The 18,453-nt window shown below is 37.9% G+C and carries 20 protein-coding genes and 1 tRNA gene; 10 read left to right on the top strand and 11 right to left on the bottom strand.

Translation table 11 applies throughout. The features are described 5' to 3' along the window. Positions 1 to 18: 18 nt before the first annotated feature. The 7 genes from ACN1CD_RS05725 (at position 19) to ACN1CD_RS05695 (ending at position 3,522) form a co-directional block, all read left to right on the top strand. Positions 19 to 171, top strand: coding sequence for a hypothetical protein (locus ACN1CD_RS05725; RefSeq protein ID WP_419129363.1), 153 nt, complete (start codon positions 19 to 21; stop codon positions 169 to 171). After that, on the top strand, positions 168 to 794 hold the full coding sequence (locus ACN1CD_RS05720) for an ABC transporter ATP-binding protein (RefSeq protein WP_419129362.1): 627 nt from the start codon (positions 168 to 170) through the stop codon (positions 792 to 794). Before ACN1CD_RS05725 ends, ACN1CD_RS05720 begins: the two co-directional genes overlap by 4 nt. Then, positions 794 to 2,005, top strand: coding sequence for an ABC transporter permease (locus ACN1CD_RS05715; protein WP_419129361.1), 1,212 nt, complete (start codon positions 794 to 796; stop codon positions 2,003 to 2,005). Before ACN1CD_RS05720 ends, ACN1CD_RS05715 begins: the two co-directional genes overlap by 1 nt. After that, complete coding sequence (locus ACN1CD_RS05710) at positions 2,005 to 2,445, top strand: hypothetical protein (RefSeq protein WP_419129360.1); 441 nt, start codon at positions 2,005 to 2,007, stop codon at positions 2,443 to 2,445. The genes ACN1CD_RS05715 and ACN1CD_RS05710 overlap by 1 nt, the downstream gene beginning before the upstream one ends. After that, positions 2,442 to 2,891 carry a hypothetical protein gene (locus ACN1CD_RS05705; protein ID WP_419129359.1) on the top strand — a complete coding sequence of 150 codons (450 nt, stop codon included), beginning with the start codon at positions 2,442 to 2,444 and terminating at the stop codon, positions 2,889 to 2,891. The genes ACN1CD_RS05710 and ACN1CD_RS05705 overlap by 4 nt, the downstream gene beginning before the upstream one ends. Before the next feature lie 9 nt (positions 2,892 to 2,900). Then, positions 2,901 to 3,338, top strand: coding sequence for a Fur family transcriptional regulator (locus ACN1CD_RS05700; RefSeq protein ID WP_419129357.1), 438 nt, complete (start codon positions 2,901 to 2,903; stop codon positions 3,336 to 3,338). 110 nt (positions 3,339 to 3,448) lie between these two features. Beyond that, positions 3,449 to 3,522 (top strand) — tRNA-Arg (locus ACN1CD_RS05695). Positions 3,523 to 3,841: 319 nt separating this feature from the next. Here the strand turns inward: ACN1CD_RS05695 and ACN1CD_RS05690 are convergent. From ACN1CD_RS05690 to ACN1CD_RS05645, 10 genes are all read right to left on the bottom strand, one after another. Beyond that, a complete protein-coding gene (locus ACN1CD_RS05690; protein WP_419129356.1) occupies positions 3,842 to 4,189 on the bottom strand; it encodes a hypothetical protein in 348 nt (115 codons plus the stop codon). A 105-nt stretch (positions 4,190 to 4,294) separates the two neighbouring features. Then, positions 4,295 to 4,543 (bottom strand): hypothetical protein, encoded by a 249-nt coding sequence (locus tag ACN1CD_RS05685; RefSeq protein WP_419129355.1) that lies wholly within the window; start codon positions 4,541 to 4,543, stop codon positions 4,295 to 4,297. Positions 4,544 to 4,890: 347 nt separating this feature from the next. Next, complete coding sequence (locus ACN1CD_RS05680) at positions 4,891 to 5,415, bottom strand: hypothetical protein (RefSeq protein WP_419129354.1); 525 nt, start codon at positions 5,413 to 5,415, stop codon at positions 4,891 to 4,893. 232 nt (positions 5,416 to 5,647) lie between these two features. Next, complete coding sequence (locus tag ACN1CD_RS05675) at positions 5,648 to 5,818, bottom strand: hypothetical protein (protein WP_419129353.1); 171 nt, start codon at positions 5,816 to 5,818, stop codon at positions 5,648 to 5,650. Between the two features lie 292 nt (positions 5,819 to 6,110). Beyond that, positions 6,111 to 6,566, bottom strand: a complete 456-nt coding sequence (locus ACN1CD_RS05670; RefSeq protein ID WP_419129352.1) for a hypothetical protein — start codon at positions 6,564 to 6,566, stop codon at positions 6,111 to 6,113. Positions 6,567 to 6,751: 185 nt separating this feature from the next. After that, positions 6,752 to 6,985 carry a hypothetical protein gene (locus ACN1CD_RS05665; protein ID WP_419129351.1) on the bottom strand — a complete coding sequence of 78 codons (234 nt, stop codon included), beginning with the start codon at positions 6,983 to 6,985 and terminating at the stop codon, positions 6,752 to 6,754. A gap of 690 nt (positions 6,986 to 7,675) precedes the next feature. Further along, positions 7,676 to 8,845, bottom strand: a complete 1,170-nt coding sequence (gene uxuA, locus ACN1CD_RS05660) for a mannonate dehydratase (protein WP_419129350.1) — start codon at positions 8,843 to 8,845, stop codon at positions 7,676 to 7,678. Between the two features lie 72 nt (positions 8,846 to 8,917). Further along, on the bottom strand, positions 8,918 to 9,742 hold the full coding sequence (locus tag ACN1CD_RS05655; protein ID WP_419129349.1) for an SDR family oxidoreductase: 825 nt from the start codon (positions 9,740 to 9,742) through the stop codon (positions 8,918 to 8,920). A gap of 20 nt (positions 9,743 to 9,762) precedes the next feature. Continuing rightward, on the bottom strand, positions 9,763 to 11,232 hold the full coding sequence (locus tag ACN1CD_RS05650; RefSeq protein WP_419129348.1) for a glycoside hydrolase family 30 protein: 1,470 nt from the start codon (positions 11,230 to 11,232) through the stop codon (positions 9,763 to 9,765). 209 nt (positions 11,233 to 11,441) lie between these two features. Beyond that, the gene (locus ACN1CD_RS05645; protein ID WP_419129347.1) at positions 11,442 to 13,271 is read right to left on the bottom strand and encodes a glycoside hydrolase family 2 protein; all 1,830 of its coding nucleotides are present in this window, start codon (positions 13,269 to 13,271) and stop codon (positions 11,442 to 11,444) included. 283 nt (positions 13,272 to 13,554) lie between these two features. Between ACN1CD_RS05645 and ACN1CD_RS05640 the strand changes: the two genes are divergently transcribed. Next, positions 13,555 to 14,571, top strand: a complete 1,017-nt coding sequence (locus ACN1CD_RS05640) for a LacI family DNA-binding transcriptional regulator (protein WP_419129636.1) — start codon at positions 13,555 to 13,557, stop codon at positions 14,569 to 14,571. Between the two features lie 853 nt (positions 14,572 to 15,424). Here the strand turns inward: ACN1CD_RS05640 and ACN1CD_RS05635 are convergent. After that, a complete protein-coding gene (locus ACN1CD_RS05635) occupies positions 15,425 to 16,654 on the bottom strand; it encodes an MFS transporter (protein WP_419129346.1) in 1,230 nt (409 codons plus the stop codon). 170 nt (positions 16,655 to 16,824) lie between these two features. On the opposite strand from ACN1CD_RS05635, the gene ACN1CD_RS05630 reads away from it, so the two are divergent. Beyond that, positions 16,825 to 17,268 (top strand): MarR family winged helix-turn-helix transcriptional regulator, encoded by a 444-nt coding sequence (locus tag ACN1CD_RS05630; protein ID WP_419129344.1) that lies wholly within the window; start codon positions 16,825 to 16,827, stop codon positions 17,266 to 17,268. 45 nt (positions 17,269 to 17,313) lie between these two features. Beyond that, positions 17,314 to 18,144, top strand: a complete 831-nt coding sequence (locus ACN1CD_RS05625; RefSeq protein ID WP_419129343.1) for an MBL fold metallo-hydrolase — start codon at positions 17,314 to 17,316, stop codon at positions 18,142 to 18,144. The last annotated feature ends 309 nt before the right edge of the window (positions 18,145 to 18,453 follow it).

The raw sequence follows: 18,453 nt of genomic DNA, 5'->3' as shown, positions 1-18,453 counted from the left end.
AAGAATATATTTGTAGCCATGAATAGAAAGATAAAAGTTTTATTTATTTCTGCCTTAAGTGCAATTTGTATGCTGAACCCCGCCTGCAAACACGGTACTAACGATGGGAAGGAAATTTATCGCCGTTATGCCATTAAAAATATTAGCCTGATATCACCTCGTAAGTTATGATCAAAATTCAATCTTTAGTTCACCAATACCACAATGTACCTGCGCTACAGTTTCCCGATTGGGAAATTAAAGACCGGGAACAATGGCTTTTGCTCGGATCATCTGGAAGTGGGAAAAGTACTTTGCTTAATATTATCGCTGGTTTGCTTAAGCCAAAAAGTGGAAATGTCATTCTGGATGGTACCAGCTTATATGATCTTTCTACCAGGGAAATGGATAAGTTCAGGGGGCAAAAGATTGGAATTATCTTCCAGCGGCCACATTTCATTAAAAGTCTGAATATGTACGACAACATCGCTATAGCATCTACTTTTGCGGGTTTACCGGTTGATGGAAAACGGATTTTAATGCTTTTAGACAGTTTAGGACTCGCCAACAAATCGAAAAGCTATGCTGATGAATTAAGTCAGGGGCAATTGCAACGCGCTTCCATCGCCCGTGCTCTGGTTAATCATCCATCGGTACTTATTGCTGATGAACCGACATCCAGTCTTGACGATGAGAATGCTGAAAAGGTAATTTCTTTATTAACTACCCAGGCAGCATCCAGCGATGCATCTTTAATTGTCGCCACGCATGATAATCGGGTAAGAAACAGATTAAGCAAAGAATATTTATTGTAATGAATATATTAAAATTAAGTGCTAAAAATTTATCCAGAAATAAACTCACAACCTTTTTAAATATCATCCTGGTTGCGTTTGGTGTAGGCATTTTGTCTATCCTTTTTCTGGCTTCCACACAAATTGGCAATAAATTAGAAAGTAACTCAAAAGATATTGATCTTGTGGTTGGCGCTAAAGGTAGTCCACTGCAACTCATTTTGAGCAGTATTTATCATATCGATTTTCCAACGGGAAACATTCCTGCAAAGGATGCACAGGAGCTGATGCAAAATCCGATGGTTAAAAGAGCCGTTCCTTTGGCGCTCGGCGATAACTATCAAGGATACAGAATTGTAGGAACAGATTCTTCATTTACTGGTTTATATGGGTTGAAGCTGGCTGAGGGAAATTTCTGGAACAAAGATCTGGAGGCCACCATCGGAAGCGCCGTTGCGCAGGAATCAAACTTAAAAGTTGGTGATAAATTTTTCGGCGCACACGGATTGAGTGATGCCAGTGATGAACATAAGCAACATGCATATTTGGTTTCGGGAATCCTGACACCTCAAGGCAACGTAACGGATAACCTGATTTTAACGAACATTGGGAGCGTTTATAAAATGCATGAACCCAATCATGAAGAAAGTAAAACACATCATGCGGAGGAAGAAAAAGAAATTAATAATCGGGAGATTACGTCGCTGCTGATCCAGTATAGATCGCCAATGTCTGTGGTAATTTTTCCCAGAATGGTGAATCAAAGTACCAATATGCAGGCCGCCTCTCCGGCAATGGAAAGCGCAAGGTTGTTTTCTTTAATTGGTGTGGGTATTGAGACGTTAAAATGGTTCGCTATTTTAATTATGGCAATATCTGCGTTGAGTGTTTTCATTAGTTTATTTAATTCGATGAAAGAGAAAAAATATGATCTGGCGATTATGCGCTGTTTGGGTGCTTCAAAAGCTAAAATATTTTTACTGGTGATGTTAGAAGGCCTCCTGATTACCGTAACAGGTGCCATCATCGGTTTAGTAATTGGTCATGTGGCACTTAGCCTGATCGGATATTTTCAGGAATCATCACAAGCCAGACTTACGGGAATTTATTTTGTGATGGATGAACTTTATTTAATTGGTGCAGGCTTGGCGATTGGCATTATCGCAGCGATTATTCCTGCCATTCAAACTTATCGGGTTGATATTGCGAATACTCTTTCAAAAGATAAATAATGAAATACATATTATTGATAGCGCTATTTTTCTCCAGCTTTTTCAGCTTACAGGCACAAGTGAAGGTTCATAAAGATATGCGTACCCCTACCTGGAATTTAGTCGGCCTGCGTTATGATAAGCAGGTTAAGCCATTAAAGTGGGTTAGTATTTTTCCACCTGAACTTATGGCTTTAAATAACAAGGTGATCGAACTGCCGGGCTATATTTATCCAACCAAAGTTGGGGCGAAATTTTCCGAATTTTTATTGTCGATTGTACCAATAGAATCTTGTCCGTTTTGTGGCACCGGAGATATCCCTTCGATGATTGAAGTGAAAATGGTGTCTGCCATTCCGTTTACAGATAAGCCTATCAAAATTAAAGGGAAATTTGTAATTAATGATTCTGGCGATGATCGTTCTGAATTCTTTTTATTAGGTGCAAAACAAGTTCCATGAAAAAGTTAACGATAATCTTATTGTTTTTATGTACGAACATTGGTTTCGCGCAACAGAAGCCACACCGACCGGGCGATGAGCTTAGATCGTTAAATTGGGATGTGATTGGAACTGTTAAATTTGAGTTGACAGAAAAAAATGAACTTTTACCTATTTATAGTGCAACGATTAATCGATTTAAAGATGCCGAGTTTGATTTAACTGGCTACCTGATCCCTATCAAAAGTGCAAAGAAGCAACAAAAATTTTTATTGGCCACTTTACCGATAAATCAATGTTACTTTTGTGGGCAAAATGGTGTTCCGATCATGATTATGGTTGAACTAATTAGTCCCGTTGATTTTACAGAAAAACCGATCCGCGTGAAGGGCATTTTGAAACTGGCCAATACCAATGCCAGCTATCAACCACCGGTTTCGATTACGAATGCCAAAGTAATTATTTAATTTTACGTTATGGAGCAAAATAAAACACAGCAATACGAAGATCTTTTGGTAAAAAATGGCCTGAAAAGAACTGGCGCTCGTTTACAGGTTTTAGATATATTATCACACCGGGATTCTGCAACGTCACAGCCCTACCTGGAAAATGTGGTGGGTAAGGAAATCGACAGGGTTACGCTTTACCGGATTTTAAAAACTTTTGAGGAGAAAGGTATCATTCACCGGGTTTTAGACAACCACGGGACAGCTAATTATGCCATTTGCTCTAATTCCTGTACCGAACATAACCACCATGATGAACATGTACACTTCAATTGCAATAACTGTTTACGCGTTTATTGCCTGGATGATGTGAAGATTCCGGCCCTGAAAATCGAAAAAGGATTCAAAATTGATGATATGAACCTCGTTGTTTCGGGAATTTGCAAAGAATGTAACAAGGCTAATTAATTAGTCCTTAAATGGTTATTCAACCAAATAAAAATTGATTGAAAATTCTTTAAAATATATTTTCGCTTTATAGATAGAACTTCTATATTTGCAACTCGTTAAAAAAATGAGCCTCGGTAGCTCAGCTGGATAGAGCGTCGGTTTTCTAAACCGAGGGTCAGGGGTTCGAGTCCCTTCCGGGGTACGTTTAAAGGTCTTTAGTTTAATCTAAAGGCCTTTTTTTATTTCCCATCTATGCTGTTTTATTTCGCATTTGGCGCGCAACTGGCGCGCTAGTTTAAAATTGTTTAATTAAATCAAAGTTATTTCGTTTGGTTTTCATTTCCAAATTATTCAAATCATCTCCTCATCTGCAAAGCTGTAATAGCTTTCTTCACCCAAAACTATTCTGGGTAGCCAGAGACTAACTTATGAACGTATGCCCTGAAAATAGAGCGAGGGTAAGTGCAGTAGAGCTTCACAGAAGCGATGCCGCGTTATATTTATGCAATAAAACACTCAGCTTAGCCATGTTTTTCTAAAAATTCCAACCACTTTTCTAAGATCATCTTAAAATCTCGTAATGGTATGGTTTGTAAAACTCCAGCAAAAACAGATGAAAGTCCTGTTATCTCAACCCTATCATCCGTTAAGCGAGCAGAAAAGACATTATAAGAAAACCAGTCCTTTTCGTAGTGGTTTGGAGCTCCTTCTAATTTCTCAGCGCACCTATCTATAATCTCGGGGAGGAAATCTGCATCTTGAAGATCGTTAAGAAACCAAGCTAATCCTCGGCCTTTAGCATGGGTCCATCCTAGACCATCCACACCGAAATTGATTTCGTGTAATTTTAATAGCTCATTAATATTCATTTATCAATTTCTTCTTGATTAAACGCAACGTTAGTTATTAATTAAGAGTTGCTCCAACCTTAAAGGTATGTAGAAAGATGCAACAATATGTTTAGCAGTATATGGTTATTCTCCAACTAAGTCATAAGCAGACTCAAACTTCTTCAAGTTATCCACAAGAAAGATTACATTGCATGAAAGACCTTGGCCAACCCAATTGCCATGTTTAACATTATAATCCTTTAAATATATAATCAGGTTTTTCGCATCATTATAGAGGAGTTCAAAATCGCTTTTTAAGGTTACCCCTAGTTCAGAATCATGGGCATTGACTATACCAGTAGTTTCTGTTTTGTAGATAAATGTGAATGTCAATGAATTATGTAATGAGACTATAGGGCTTGCCACTTGTCTTTTAAAGTACTCCAAAGTCATATTTATGCTAATTGATTATGTGTCCGTAAGATAAGGATTTTAGCAACGCGCACCACTTGCGAACTGAGAAAATGTGTGAGAATTAGTAGCTGTGAAACAGCGAGATTCGATCTATGTTTTTAACAAATAAAGGAAATCATCAAGCAAACCTAAGCTTAGATGATTTGAATATAAATAAGGCAACTACTGCTTGTAATTGCGGAAAATGCATTTTTTTAATGTGCAATATACCCATATTGAAGGTTAGAATGTTACATGCTCGCCCGGTCGTTTTCTAATGCCTAAAATTATTCAGAATAAACTATGGTGCCACCGATTGATTTTGCAAACTGCTCCATCTTCTCGTAAATATTTTTCATCAGTAAGGTTTTTTTATAAACCGCACTTTCATAATTATCCGTGTCTTGCGGTGTATTCACTATTCGGAGTTGTTCGGTTTTCTTTATCCTGCCTACAATTGTAATGCTCCCTTTTCTATTTAAAACATAAAGAGACATTAAACGAACAGATCCTTCTCCATATATTTTGCTTCCGCCAGTATAAAGCTGATAAAATTCTTTATCGCTTTTATCAATCATATAATTTTGATCCAGCAGTTTCTCCGCGGTGAGCGTGTAGTTATCAGCTGCGCTATTATTATTCTGTATAATTATTTTAGTTGCTCCGACAAACGGAGTCGCTTCCTGTTTTTGCGCGAAAACTGCAATTGGCAATAATGCGAGAATTGTTAAAATAGATTTTTTCATAATTATAGTAACCCTAAAAGGGCGTTCTTGGTTATGTTTCACACCACAATTAAATTCTTTAAACATACCGAAATTTATGTCACCAGATAGCCTAAACTATTTCAACCCTTCTTCTTCGCTTTAATGAAATTTGCATCACCATGATCAACAATAAGTAAGTAATCGAACAGCCCAAATATGAAAAATTCTTTTTTCTGTTAATAGTGATTCATCAATAATAATCACTTTTGGGTAAACAAAAAAAACCGCCTGGAATAATTTCCTTGCGGTTCTTAACTTAATTCATTTGTGTTTGAAATTACATTTTTGCAGCAGCAGCTTTTTTAGCTTTGTGGTGATGTTTTTTAGATGCTTTTTTAATTGTTGTTTTTTCTGTTTTTGCTTTTACTGGTTCTTTAGTTTGTGCACTTACTGCGTTTACTGCAAAAGTAGCTACCAGGGCGATCATTAATACTTTAATTGCTTTCATGTTGATATTTATTTAGTGGTTAATAAACCTTGTGATTTGTTTAATAAATCTCGAAATATCAAATGAAGAATTAATGAAGTTATGAATGTGAGTTTGAAAATATAATTAGATATTTTTAACCTTAATAAATAAGGGTTTCAGCTGCATTTACTTATTAAAATACTATTTACTTTTCTTTTTAAATGATCTCCTTTGTAAACTTTGGCAAAAGTAGTAAACTGATCACCTATCATTCACGATGCGCTATTAAACTAATAAATCCTGCGCGAGATGAAATTGATCAATTAATGGTTTAATCTATAGGTATAAATTGATTAAACTTCGCTACAGTGGGTATCGGTGCATCTGCAGGATAAGTGGTATAATTTACACTAAGCACATGATTGTCAATATTAAACTTCCCGTTTTCAAATAAAACATAATTTATTGGGGTATTTGTAATGATTTTACCGGTAGACGATTTCTCGAGATTACTACTGATATTAACAATTAATCGGTCTCCTGATATGGAATATTGTCCTATTACTTCATTACTCCAGTATTGATTACTCTGATCCCTAATTTGCATGGAGAACTTACCTCCTAAGCTGAATGATAATCTTCTACTGTATGCTTTTTGAGGAACCTCTTCCCATCCACCAGTTAGCACATCAGGTGATCCCGCAGATGTTTTGTCTTTTTTGCAGGAAATTGTAACAAAGGAAAGTAACATCAATAACCCACTGATTAAGAATAGTTTATTTTTCATATCTATTGTAATTTATATGAATAAACGGATCTACTACCCAAAACGCTACAGGAGATAATTAAAGAATTCAATATAAGTTTAAGACTGGAAAACTTGGTGTATACCTGAATTATCAAGTTGAAATACTTTTACCAGGAATTAATCAAAAGTGGATTATTGTGAAGTTCTAAAAACTTACGTTCTCATTAAGCATCCTCACCATTCCAAACATCATCATCTGCATGTTTAATCTCATCATGACTTGAAACTGTGGATTTGAATTCTTCATGGTGATAATTGCGTTCAGGATTTTCGGGTAACAGGTCATTATGATTTGGGGCCGCTTTCCTTAAGTGTTCCGGCTTTTTTACCTCAGGCAAATCATCATGAATTACTGAAGGCGTTAAAATCTTTTTTTCGGGATGCAGGTTCTTTTCCATAATGATTTCAAAAGGGGCAAATTTCAAGCCACAACAAAGATGAGTTTAATATCTTGTTAAAAGTGCATAAACCGCAAGTAATGTCAAAATATCATTTCGGAAAGTTTGTGATTTGGCTAACGTATCTACACTATTTTCTCCTCAGATATAAAGGAATCAACTTACGAAGTTTAGTTGGCCTGTGCGGAGAAAAATTTCGTCAGTTTAAAACCAGGAATCTTTTTTTTACAATTAGAGGTGATCGTGAGCTAAGAGGCAATCTCGTTTTTCTTAAAAGATATAACGATATCTTTATTTTCCCGCAGATTTAAGAAGAAAAAATTCGCAGATATAAGGAATCAACTTATGAAGTTTAGTTGGCCTGTACGGAGGAAAACTTCGTCAGTTTAAAACCAGGAATCTTTTTTTACAATTAGAGGTGATCGTGAGCTAAGAAGCAATCTCGTTTTCTTAAAAAGATATAACGATATCTTTAGTTTCCCGCAGATTTAAGGAGAAAAAATTCGCAGATTTAAAATGAAAAGTATGAACGCCTAAATCTGCGAAATCCCTGAAATAAGCGGGATATTTATTGAAGAGGTTTTAACTTATCGTTAGTTAGAATTGTCGAAAGATTTTTCAAAAAGCTTTGAGATCTTTCGACAAACTTAGAAGTAAATTATATGTGATAAACCCTCTTCTCCAATCAATCTAGTAGTTACCTGTTACGCCAACTTCCAATCCACGCAATTCTGCCAGGCCCCGTAATCTGCCAATAGCAGAGTAGCCTGGGTTACTTTGTTTGGCCAAATCATCCAACATCTGGTGCCCATGATCCGGGCGAAACGGAATTGGCTGTTCACGCAAAGCATTTTCTTCTGAAATGGCTTTCATAATTTCATACATATTTACATCGCCACCCAGGTGATCGGCTTCATAAAAGCTTCCATCCTCGTCTTTCGTAACGTTCCGCAGATGGGCGAAATAAACGCGTTCCTTTACGGCATCAAAAATCTCCAATGCATCGTTTTTCATTCCTGCGCCCAAAGATCCGGTACAGAAACAAACGCCATTAAAAGCCTGATTAACTTCGCTGATGATGTACTCAAAATCTTCCAGTGTGCTGGCGATCCTCGGTAAGCCCAAAATCGGATATGGTGGATCATCGGGATGGATGGTCATTTTGATGCCTTCTTCCGTACAAACATCTGCTATGGAATTAAGAAAATATTTCAAGTTCTCTTTCAAACCCTGTGTTCCAATCGCTGCATATTCGTTAATACTTGTCCTCAAGGTTTCCAGCTCAATTTCTTTTTCATTCGGAATTCCCATTAAAACATTTATCCGAAGATCAGTCAGTTCCTGCTCATTCAGATTTGCGTATTTTTCCTGGGCACGTTTTAAAATAGATGCTGAATAATCCTGATCGGCGTTTACCCGCTTCAAAATATAAAGATCAAAAATGGCAAGGTCAATCCAGTTGAAATAAAGAGCTTTCGAACCATCTGTCATTTCTAAATCCAGCTGTGTACGTGTCCAGTCTAAAACTGGCATAAAATTATAACAGACCGTTTTTATCCCACATTGTGCCAGGTTGCGAAGAGATTCCTTATAGTTTTCCAGATACTGATCGGCATCTGCTCTGCGGGTTTTAATTGCCTCATGAACAGGCACGCTTTCTACTACAGACCAGGTTAAGCCAGCAGTTTCGATAATCGCCTTTCTTTCCTGAATATCTACCAGCGGCCAGACTGCGCCATGTGGAATGTGGTGTAATGCCGTTACAATACCAGTTGCACCAGCCTGCTTTACATCCTGCAAGCTTACGGGATCATTTGGGCCATACCAACGCCAGGTTTGTTCTAATTTTTTATATTTCATATTCTATTTGGTTCGTCTATTTGGCGCAAGCCAGTTCAGGTCTTTTACTATTTTATAGATTAAGAAGATTAATTAAACGCCAGAGAAGGCACAAAATCCACCATCAACAGTAAGGTTTTCGCCATTCACAAACTTAGAAGCATCACTTAACAGGTAAACCAGCGCACCGATTAATTCTTCAGGAGCACCAAAACGCTTGAATGGTGTTTTCACAATAATAGCCTCTCCCCTTGCTGTTAATGAACCGTCTGGATTGGTAAGTAAAGCCCTGTTTTGATTAGTGATGAAAAAGCCTGGAACAATGCCATTGATTCTTACTTTATCCTGATAACGATTAGCTAATTCAACCGACATCCACTTGGTATAACTGTCTACAGCTGACTTTGCCATTGAATAACCCAATACACGGGTAATGGCTTGTGTTGCAGAAACTGATGAAATATTCACAATACTGCCGCCATTTTTGGCAATTTCTTTTCCGAAAATTTGAGTCGGGATGATTGTTCCAAATAAGTTTAAATCGAAAACCTGTTTTAGCGCAGAAACGTTCAGGTCAAAAATATCGCTTCCAGGTTGGATCACTGCTTCTGCAACATTACCTCCGGCTGCATTAACTAAAGCGTCTACTCTGCCGAAAGTTTCAAGAGTCTGATTTTTTGCGGCTAATAAAGCTGCTTCATCCAATACATCAGCAATGATGTAAATGGCTTTGCCTCCTGCCTCTATTACTTCTTGCGTACGAAGTTTAGCTACTTCCTCATTTCTACCAATCACAACAATTGTTGCCTCCGCGGCCGTAAGTCCTTGTAGAAAGGCTTCTCCCAACACGCCAGTGGCACCAGTAACTACAACAACTTTATCTTTTAAGGTAAACAGATTTTCGATTTTTTTTATCATTACTTAGATTTTTATTTGGTTTATTCCACTACTAGAGTGGTGATAGAATGTGGCAAACTGGTAGTGGTTGCGGCATGTTGTTTAATCCACAAACTATATTTTAATTTCTCGTCAGATTGGTTCATTACCACCACGACTAATTTTCCATCGGTATTTAAGAAAGCAGTACTTTGCAGTTTATCCCTGCTTGATGCTGCGCCAACCCTTTTAGCACCCGGGCGAATAAATTTCGAGAAATGGCCCATGTAATAGTAGGCATTGGTATAAATCAGTTTATCTTTTTTCGTATCTGCATGTACGGGTGCGAAGCAGAAATTTCCAACATGGTTTGGTCCACCTTTTTCATCTAAAAGGATGTTCCAATCTGTCCATGCTGCAGTTCCGGCATTAAAATCATTGATCATAGAATAAGCATAACGCTCACCTAAAGTCCAGTCATCTAATTTATTTACATCGTATTTTTCCTGGCATCCTTCTGTAAAAATTAAGGCTTTATCCGGGTAAGCTTCATGTGTTTGACGGAGATTTCCGAATTGCATGCCACTGCCCGTCCATGTTTCATACCAGTGGAAACCAATTCCCCACACGTATTTTGCAGCATCTTTATCATTTAAAATGGTGCTTGCTCTCTGGAAAATCTGATCACGGTTATGATCCCATGCAATTAATTTCTTTGATGCTAAACCTGATTTCTGCAAAGTTGGACCTAAGAAATTTTTGATAAAATCGCTCTCTTCTTCTGCAGTGTAAATGCAAGATTCCCAGATTTGTTTTGCCATTGGCTCATTCTGAACGGATAAACCCCAAATTGGGATACCCATCTGCTCGTATGTTTTAATAAACTTCACATAATGATTGGCCCAACTCTGGCGATACGCTGGCAATAAATGGCCTCCCATGATTAAACTGTTATTGTCTTTCATCCACGCTGGTGGCGACCATGGACTTACAAATAAAGTTAATTTACCCCCTGCTGCTGCTGTTGCCTGCTTAATTAATGGGATTTTAAATTGCTCATCGTGTGCCACACTAAATGTTTTTAAATCTTTATCATTCTCCTGCACGTAGCTGTAACTGCCGCTAGAAAAATCACAACTGGCAATATTAGTACGGGCTAAAGAATAGCCAATTCCCTTGTCTTTGCTATAGTAAGCTTCCAGTAATTCCTGCTGATTTTTCTTTGATAGCTTCGCGAAAGTCTCTGCTGATGCATCCGTTAAGGCACCACCAATTCCAACCAATGTTTGAAATTTTAGCGAAGGATCTACAAAAATACAAGGCTCTTTTTCAAATGGTTGCCTGTTCTCAACAAAATTTAAGGTTTCCGTTTTGCTGATGCGAAAATCAGACTTTTCGGCAGTGGTGTATACCGTTACTTTTTTAGTTTCTACCTGATAGTTTTGGACTGCTGCTTTAGCCGGTTTCTTTTTTTGAGCCGATACACTAAAAGCCGTTGCCAAAATCAATAAGATGCTCAAATTTTGTTTCATTATTATTATCATTTACGTTTAAACGCCTGTATAAGGCGATCTTCTTTTTATTAGGTGTCCAATTTCCGAATAAATCAATCAATTAGTTCCATATATAAATCATTCTTACGTATCTTTTTCATTGCCAGGAAAGCTGATGATTGCTAACTTTTTATTCCTCAGCGAGATAAATCTGTGGGCACAAAAATACTTTGCTAAACCATCAGGCTTTATTTATATTTTGTTTGCATCTGATCATAAAAATCCTTCACTACAAAAAAGGCTTTCTTTTTCTTTCCCGTTTCGCTGATTAATCCCTTGCGGTTCCAGAAATTCTGGTAAACTGGGTGTTGCCTTCTTGGCGACCTGAAATCTGCTAAAATCCATGGCGTAACACCGCGTAAAGCACTAATTTTGCTCAACATGGTAAACTGATTTTTATAAAGCGATTCCTGGTACTCCTCACTCCATCTGGTATTCTCATCACCGTGGAAGCCACCTAGAGCATCGCCACCAAATTCGCTGATCACCACTGGTTTATTATATTTAATGTCGAAACTATATTTAGCAAGTTCTGCCGGAGAGCCGCCCCAATACCAACCTGCGTACTCATTAAAGCTTACTAAATCAATCACTTCGCCCAACGGATCATTTAAAATCATTGTATTTCCATCTCGGTGTACTTCAAGTGCGGCAGCTACTAAACGGGAATCATCTAAAGTACGTGCAGTTTCGGCCAGGTTCTTCATAAAACTTAAACGGGCATCGCTCAATGGGGTTTCATTTCCAATAGACCAGATTACCACGCTTGCCCGGTTTTTGTCACGAACAATTAAATCAGTTAACTGCTGTTTTGCATTGGCATAAGTAGATGGATTAGTCCAGCTAATGGTCCAGTAAACCGGAACTTCGGCCCAAACCATGAGGCCCATTTCGTCTGCTAAACGAATCATCTCTTCATTGTGCGGGTAATGTGCGAGGCGAACATAGTTGCAATTCATATCTTTAGCCCACTGTAACATCATGCGCATATCGCCTTCTGAGCGCAAACGACCAGCCAAAAGTGGATTCTCATCATGAATAGAAACACCACGCAAAAAGGTGTTCTTGCCATTCAACAAGATGCTATCGCCCTTCACCTGAATGGTTCTGAAACCAATTTTATCATTAATATCTTCTTTATCACTTTTAATGTTTATGCCATATAATTTTGGGCTTTCCGGCGACCATAAAGACAAATTATTCCAGGTAAATTCATCACTAATCTTTCCTTCTGCATCCGTTTTATATTTCTTTTCTAGCTTAAGTTCCGGAATGGATAAGGTAATGTCTTGTCCCGCACTTGCATCAGCCAGTTTCATCGAAAAGCTTAGCAAATTATTGTTTCCCTTAACCAACTGAAGTTTGTAATCACTAATAAAATGATCTGGAAATTCAGCGAGGTAAACATCGCGGGTGATCCCGCCATAATTCCACCAATCGGTATTTACGGTAGGAATTTCATCTTGTTTCCGGGTATTGTCTACCTTTAAAATTAAAGTGTTCTCCCCCACTTTAAGTCTGCTGGTTACCTCGAACTGAAAAGGTGTAAACCCACCTTTATGGGTGCCCAGCTTTTTACCATTCAAATAAACATTGGCTTCGTAATTTACTGCTGCGAAGTACAAGTAGTACTTTTTGCCTTTTTCGGGTTTTGCATCAAACTTCCGGCGCAGCCAGACATTCCCCTCATAAAGTGAGAGTTGCTCTGATTGTGAATTCCAATCTCCGGGAACATTCATTTGCGGCGAAAGATCAAAATTATATTCAATCAGTTCTGTTTTATCTTTTTGCACCCGATCATCGAAATATCCACCAGTACCGCTTTTTGATTGATCGAAAGGCTCATGGCGATAATCATAATAACCATTTTCGTAAGGATCGACGATATAATTCCATTTTCCATTCAGGCTCTGAATTTTTCTGGCCTGGATATTCTGGATCGCATTAACCTGAGCATGGGTAATGGAAGTAAAGAGCGAAAAGCAGATAAAAAGTAAGGTATAACTTGATCTAAGCATAACTGGTATTTTGATATGTTAATTAATTGACTGTTTCAAAACTAACAATTAATTAACGGACGGTGTTTCTGAAAACGATCTAAATCAATACTTTTTATCTCTCTGGCACATAAACTCATATTTACAGGCGTTTTGGTTAGCATATCCGCTAACGAAATTATAAAAGTGTTGCCCAAAATTAGTGCTGAGGGCAAAAGAAAACCTGATAATTGGATTGCGGCATCATTTCAAACGTTTGAAATAATAGTGAATTTTGCTTAACTATGCCTAGAGATTGGAAAAGATGATTCGCAACACACCGGTAACACTTAAATTCCTGGCTGAAAAATTAAAAATGTCGGTATCTACCGTGTCTAAAGCACTTAATGATTACCCAACCATTAATGAGTACACTAAGAAACGTGTTCAGGAGATGGCGAAAGATTTACATTTTACGCCCAATAAATCTGCCATCAATTTAAAGGAACGGAAATCGCGGATTATCGGTATTATTCTTCCGAACCTGCTGGATCATTTTTTTACCCGCAGTATTTATGGTGTGGAGCAATTTGCTACGGCGAATGGTTATAATGTAATCATCAGGCAAACTCATGATGAGTTGGAGAAAGAGATTCAAGCTGCTAACATGTTGCTGAAAAGCCGGGTTGACGGCCTGATCATCGCCATTTCAAAAAACACACAGGATTTTACTCACCTGGATCAATTTGAAAATATAGGAACACCGGTAGTTTATTATGCCAGGAACCCGAGTTTTAATTTAAATTGCCATAAGGTTTTAGGAAATACTTTCCAGGGGAGCTACGAGGCGACAAAGTTTTTAATCAAAAGGAATCATCAAAAAATAGCTTACCTCGGCGGACCGAAGATGATCAACTTCACCCATGATCGTTTCAATGGATATATCAACGCCCTGAAAGATTACCAGATTCCTTTTGCAGCTGATTTGGTGGCTTATACTGATTTTGATAAAGAAAGTACCATCACTGCCATTCAGAAATTGTTTTCAAATTCAGAGAACATGCCAACTGCTTTGGTTGCTTTTAAAGAACCTATTTTGTTTGATGCAATTAAATACCTGAGGTCTGTCAGCCATCCAAATTTTTCTGAGTTGGAGTGTATAGGTTTTGGCAACAATGCTTTCATCACTTATCTTGATGCTCCGCCTATTGCATCTGTTGAAGAAAATCCTGAAGCTGTGGGTGAAAATGCAATTAAATTGCTCTTGCAGTTGATTGATCAGGAGGTTGAGCTTTTGAATTACCAGAAAATTATGGTTGATTGTAAACTTGTTATTCATTAGGTTTTCATCACCTGATTTCGATAATTATCTTTTGCGTGTACACCTCCTCGTTCTGCAATCAATTCAGATGAAAGCTATCGTGTGGACACAATTAATTTATAAAGATCTTTTATCCGCTCTTTGCCGCGGGGGCATGGTACTTTGGAGCGCCAAAGTACCCAAAGCGCTATGTCAATCCAGCTATGGGCCTTTTACACCACCCCACGCACATCAAAAAAACAACGGCACTTCGTTTTGTGTTCAATTCTTTTTAAGATTCGAATCTGCATTTGTGAACACAAAACCACTGCGTTTAAGGTTTGTTAGTGCTATTTATGCTATTGTGCAACTGTTTTTTTGATTTCCCTGGCCCTTGGGATTGACATCGTTCTTCGGTAAGACCCGTGCTTTATTAAAGTTGGTTAGCATGATGCATAAAATCCATGCCCAGAAGAACTATCCAAACGGTAGATCATAGGAGTGTAATTGCGACCGCTATAACTACTTAGAAAGGCCAAACCACTGTTTCTTCGTTCTGCTCTTAGACCGGCATGGTGAATTTTTCGGGATTGCACTGACCAAGCCTGCCTACTGACTTCAATAGAAAAATGGCACAGCCCTCATGAATGCAAATAAATTATAAAAACTAAATGAATAATTGCGAGCCGGCACTTTTGTATTTTCACATGTGTTTATTGTTTTTGGTGTTCAAGCTAGCGACGCTGGTCTTTTGGTGTCAAAAGAAAAAAGGCCTGTCCGGCTAGGACTAGATGAATCTCTTCGAATAAAAATAATGCAAATCAATGCTGCCTTGTAACCAACCCGTTTTTCAGCCTCTCTTTCAACGCATTATCTTTAGATTTATAACTTCACTTTACCCCATAAACGATAATTTATCTTTCGCATGACTGCGGTTTTTCTCATGGTAAACAAAGGCACCTACAATAAGTAAACCCGCAACGCCTTCAAACGCTACAACGATCTGCGTACCGAACTGATGCGCAAAATAACCCATCAATAAACTTCCGACTGGTAAAACACCCTGGTAAGCCATAATGTAATAACTTAAAGTTCTACCCCGCATTAAATCATCAGCATGTGTTTGTAAATAGGTGTTGATGGATGAAGTTTGTGCCATTAAACCTAATGCTGCTAAACCTGTACAAATCAACGCTGTGATCAATGTTGGCGAAATCGCAAGTGCCATTACTGCAACAGCCAATAATACTCCGGAAACGACTACGATTTTTTGAAGATTCTGTCCTGCTTTTCTGCTGGCCATATAAATGGCACCAAAGAATGCACCGAAACCTGCAGCACTTTCAAACCAACTAAAAGTTGTGGCATCACCGTTAAAAATATCTTTAGCAAATACGGGAAGTAAGGTGGTAAAAGGAATTACTAATAAGCTGGATGCAGCCATCATCAAAATCATGGAAGATAAATCGGGTGATGTGGTCAGGTAATCATAACCCTTTTTTAAGTCAATCCAAATATTTTCCTTCGGTTTCTCCTGAGCGGTAAACTTCAATTTCATCATCATCATGCAAACCAATACCCCGATAAAACTTATGAAATTAACAAGGAAGCAGATGTCTTCACCTAATGTGCTTAATATTACGCCAGCCAAAGCAGGACCAATCAACCTGGTGACGTTAAACATCGAAGAATTAAGGGCAATTGCGTTTGGCAAATCTTCCTTATCGTCAATTAGATTTACCATTAAAGATTGACGTGCAGTTACATCAAATGCGTTAACTAATCCCTGTATGAGGGATAGTGCCGCGATCCAGAACATATCGTATACTTTAAACCAGATCATTACCGCTAATGCACCCGCCTGTAACATTAATAAAACTTGCGTAATCACGAGAATCTTATATTTATTGTGCCGGTCTACATAACTTCCGGCAAAGGGCGCCAAAATCAATGAGGGGATTAAACTTAGAAAAGTCATCAGTCCGAGTAGAAATGCCGATTCTGTTAACCGGTAAACCAACCAGCTTACGGCTACGCGTTGCATCCATGTTCCAATAAGCGAAATTGCTTGCCCTGTGAAGAATAATCTATAGTTGTAGTGTTTTAGTGAACGAAAAATACTCATATTTAAAATTAGTAAAGTAACTTTACAAAATTAGAAAAATTATAGCATATTCAAAACCAGCTAAGGTTTATTTTTATCACCTCAGAATCATAAAACAAGACCTAAACCCTGTAAGAGTATTTACCCATTTAAATAATTATCTTTGTATTCGTAAAGTTCATTTACCAGTTATGGCGAAACAAACACAGGATATTGCAGCGAAGTTAAGAAGCACCGTAACCCGCCTTACGAGGCAATTGCGCAAACAAAATGTTAGTTCAGAATTTAGCAATGCTGAATTACTGACAATGTCGCTGTTAGAACAGCATGGAAAACTACTTTCCACCGAACTGGCAGAGATGGAGAGGGTATCAAAACAAGCCATCTCTCAGATCATCAATCGCCTGTTCGAAGCCAATTGCGTGGAAAGATTTCCTGATGAAGGCGACAAGCGTAAAATATACATCAGCTTGACTAAACTTGGCGAAAAATATATCATCGCCAGCCGGAAGATAAAAGAAGAATGGTTAGTACAAACCATGGAGAAAATATTTTCACAGGAAGAGATTAACCTGATTCAGGCATTCCTTCCCTTACTCACCAGACTGGTGGAATATAACGGATCGAGGGTATAGTTTTACTTTCTCATTATTTAAATAAGCCGTAACTTGCGGTTTCAAATGGCATTATACTTTACCTCTATCAATTCTGGCAGCAATGGAAATTGCTATTACATTGGCAACGAAAACGAAGCGGTTTTGGTTGATGTGGGTCTAACCTGCAAAGAGGTTGAAAAAAGAATGTCGCGATTAGGGCTTTCCATAGAAAAAGTCAAAGCCATTTTTATTTCGCACGAGCATAGTGACCATATTAAAGGCCTGGCTGTGTTAGCAAAGAAATACAAGCTCCCTGTATATATTAGTGTAGCCACTTTAAAGAGCAGCAAACTGCTGCTCGATGAGCAAAATACTTTTGGTTTAAGTCATACGCAGAATATTCAAATCGGGAGCTTGCGCATCACGGCATTTTCCAAATTTCACGATGCAGCAGATCCTTACTCCTTTACTATAGAGTGTAATAAAGTACGGGTGGGTGTTTTCACAGATATTGGTTCGGTGTGCGATCGGCTGATTAGTCAGTTTAAACGTTGCCATGCCGCATTTTTAGAATCCAATTACTGTGCAAATATGCTCGCCAATGGCCAATACCCTTATTTTCTAAAAAGACGGATTACCAGTGGTTATGGTCATTTAAGCAATGCACAAGCCTTAGATTTATTCTTAAATCACCGCCCGGATTACATGACGCATCTTTTATTGAGTCACTTATCAAAAGACAATAATGATCCGATCCTGGTAGAGAAAATGTTTAATAGTGTTGCCGGAGATACGCTGATAAAGATTGCTTCCAGAGATCAGGAAACTGAAGTTTATTATGTATGTAATCAAGATACCGAAACCTATAATTTTGATCCGAGTCTGTATCAGCCAGAGCAACTGAATTTATTTTAAACACTCCGCCCCTACACTAAAGCACTTCATCTTTAGCACTTCATCTTTTTATTAGAAATGTTACCAAAAAACTGTTAGTTATTTTTGAGCTATAATACTTTAGAAATAACCGCACCGGTTGATGCCCTCCTATTACTTGAGTATTTCAGTAATCTGCTGTATTAATTCATTTTATTCACACTAAAAGCATAATATTTCTCCATTCAATTCCATATTTTAAATAATATAGACTTCTATGTGTCTCAAGCGATTTCAGTTTCGATCAATCACCCAAATCTTCCCCTTTAAAACAAAAAGAAACAACTAGTA

Source organism: Pedobacter sp. N23S346 (assembly GCF_048515415.1).
Classification (GTDB): domain Bacteria; phylum Bacteroidota; class Bacteroidia; order Sphingobacteriales; family Sphingobacteriaceae; genus Pedobacter.
This window is presented reverse-complemented; position numbering and strand designations above follow the sequence as displayed.

Excerpts from the sequence above, each read along its gene's own strand:
- ACN1CD_RS05675 (WP_419129353.1), bottom strand. The coding sequence starts at position 5,818 with ATGAAAGCAATTAAAGTATTAATGATCGCCCTGGTAGCTACTTTTGCA.
- uxuA (WP_419129350.1), bottom strand. The coding sequence starts at position 8,845 with ATGAAATATAAAAAATTAGAACAAACCTGGCGTTGGTATGGCCCAAAT.
- ACN1CD_RS05690 (WP_419129356.1), bottom strand. The coding sequence starts at position 4,189 with ATGAATATTAATGAGCTATTAAAATTACACGAAATCAATTTCGGTGTG.
- ACN1CD_RS05650 (WP_419129348.1), bottom strand. The coding sequence starts at position 11,232 with ATGAAACAAAATTTGAGCATCTTATTGATTTTGGCAACGGCTTTTAGT.
- ACN1CD_RS05630 (WP_419129344.1), top strand. The coding sequence starts at position 16,825 with ATGGCGAAACAAACACAGGATATTGCAGCGAAGTTAAGAAGCACCGTA.
- ACN1CD_RS05705 (WP_419129359.1), top strand. The coding sequence starts at position 2,442 with ATGAAAAAGTTAACGATAATCTTATTGTTTTTATGTACGAACATTGGT.
- ACN1CD_RS05665 (WP_419129351.1), bottom strand. The coding sequence starts at position 6,985 with ATGGAAAAGAACCTGCATCCCGAAAAAAAGATTTTAACGCCTTCAGTA.
- ACN1CD_RS05670 (WP_419129352.1), bottom strand. The coding sequence starts at position 6,566 with ATGAAAAATAAACTATTCTTAATCAGTGGGTTATTGATGTTACTTTCC.
- ACN1CD_RS05715 (WP_419129361.1), top strand. The coding sequence starts at position 794 with ATGAATATATTAAAATTAAGTGCTAAAAATTTATCCAGAAATAAACTC.
- ACN1CD_RS05710 (WP_419129360.1), top strand. The coding sequence starts at position 2,005 with ATGAAATACATATTATTGATAGCGCTATTTTTCTCCAGCTTTTTCAGC.
- ACN1CD_RS05725 (WP_419129363.1), top strand. The coding sequence starts at position 19 with ATGAATAGAAAGATAAAAGTTTTATTTATTTCTGCCTTAAGTGCAATT.
- ACN1CD_RS05700 (WP_419129357.1), top strand. The coding sequence starts at position 2,901 with ATGGAGCAAAATAAAACACAGCAATACGAAGATCTTTTGGTAAAAAAT.
- ACN1CD_RS05635 (WP_419129346.1), bottom strand. The coding sequence starts at position 16,654 with ATGAGTATTTTTCGTTCACTAAAACACTACAACTATAGATTATTCTTC.
- ACN1CD_RS05680 (WP_419129354.1), bottom strand. The coding sequence starts at position 5,415 with ATGTTTAAAGAATTTAATTGTGGTGTGAAACATAACCAAGAACGCCCT.
- ACN1CD_RS05625 (WP_419129343.1), top strand. The coding sequence starts at position 17,314 with ATGGCATTATACTTTACCTCTATCAATTCTGGCAGCAATGGAAATTGC.
- ACN1CD_RS05640 (WP_419129636.1), top strand. The coding sequence starts at position 13,555 with ATGATTCGCAACACACCGGTAACACTTAAATTCCTGGCTGAAAAATTA.
- ACN1CD_RS05655 (WP_419129349.1), bottom strand. The coding sequence starts at position 9,742 with ATGATAAAAAAAATCGAAAATCTGTTTACCTTAAAAGATAAAGTTGTT.
- ACN1CD_RS05720 (WP_419129362.1), top strand. The coding sequence starts at position 168 with ATGATCAAAATTCAATCTTTAGTTCACCAATACCACAATGTACCTGCG.
- ACN1CD_RS05645 (WP_419129347.1), bottom strand. The coding sequence starts at position 13,271 with ATGCTTAGATCAAGTTATACCTTACTTTTTATCTGCTTTTCGCTCTTT.